Origin of the sequence: Kitasatospora sp. MAA19, assembly GCF_029894125.1 — a bacterium.
Lineage (GTDB): Bacteria > Actinomycetota > Actinomycetes > Streptomycetales > Streptomycetaceae > Kitasatospora.
Genome location: NZ_JARXYZ010000091.1, coordinates 1 through 1,302, shown reverse-complemented (window position 1 = coordinate 1,302; position 1,302 = coordinate 1). Strand labels below are relative to the sequence as shown.

Below are 1,302 nucleotides of genomic sequence, written 5' to 3'. Positions count from 1 at the left end.
GGCGGTTTCTAGCGGTCGTCGCAACACGTAGTCGGTTGTCTAGGCCGCGATGAGTTTATGCAGACGCTCGGCTGGGGTTTCCCAGCCGAGCGTTTTGCGTGGGCGGCCGTTGAGTTCGGCGGCGACGGCGGCCAGGTGTTCGGGGGTGTGGACCGAGAGGTTGGTGCCCTTGGGGAAGTACTGCCGCAGCAGGCCGTTCGTGTTCTCGTTCGAGCCGCGCTGCCAGGGGCTGGCCGGGTCGCAGAAGTAGACCGGGATGTCGGTGGCCAGGGTGAACAAACCGTGCTCGGCCATCTCCGCGCCCTGGTCCCAGGTCAACGAACGCACCAGGTGCCCGGGCAGGGTCTGCACGGTTTCCACGAGGGCGTCGCGTACCTGCTCGGCGGTGCGGCCGTTCGGCAGGTGCAGGAGCATCACGTAGCGGGTGGCGCGCTCGACCAGCGTGCCGATCGCGGAGGCGCCGTCCTTGCCGATGATCAGATCGCCCTCCCAGTGCCCGGGAACCGCCCGGTCCTCCACCTCGGCGGGACGCTCGCTGATCATGACCATCGGGTCGGTGAAGCGGGAACGCCGGCAGGTGGCCTGCCGCTGGGGCCTGCGACGGGCGCGGCCGGTGCGCAGGGCGCCGGCCAGCTCACGGCGCAACTCACCTCGGCCTTGGACGTAGAGAGCCTGGTAGACGGTTTCGTGGGCCACGTGCATCTCCGGCCGCTCGGGAAAGGTGTCCCGTAGAGCCTGGCAGATCTGCTCCGGGCTCCATCGCTTGTCCAGGTGGTGCTGGATGAAGTCCCTCAGCTGCGGGCTCTGGCCGATCTTGCCGGGTTTGGGGCGGGGCCGGCGGGCGTCGGCGCGGGCCTGCGCGGCATGAGGCCGGTAACTCCCGCTTCCCGGATGGCAGTTGCGCCGGATTTCCCGGCTGACCGTGGAGGGACTGCGGCCCAGCTCCGCCGCGATCGCGCGGACGGTGGCCTTCTCCCGCAGGCGGTCGGCGATGTGGATCCGCTCGTCCTCGCGCAGGTACCGGGATGAACCGGACGGCGCTGCTACCGCTGTGAGCGGTAGCAGCGCCGTCCTTTGCGTCCCGGTGGGCTTGCGCCCGTTACGCCACTTCTGGCCCGTCCGCTCGTCGATGCCGACGATCCGGCAGGCCTCTTTGTTGCTGTAGCCCTGCTGCATGAGCTGGGAGTATGCCGCCCGTTCCCGGGTCAGCTTCCGCGGGCCCTGAGGCGTCCTGTCCTTACGGATCTCGAAGTCCAATGCATCCCCTGAACTGGGGTGTTGCAACGACTCCTAGAACCCAAG

General features: G+C 68.7%; 1 protein-coding gene. It reads right to left on the bottom strand.

The features are described 5' to 3' along the window. Positions 1-39 precede the first annotated feature (39 nt). Positions 40-1,257, bottom strand: coding sequence for an IS30 family transposase (locus tag P3T27_RS40895; protein WP_280686453.1), 1,218 nt, complete (start codon positions 1,255-1,257; stop codon positions 40-42). Positions 1,258-1,302: the final 45 nt, after the last annotated feature.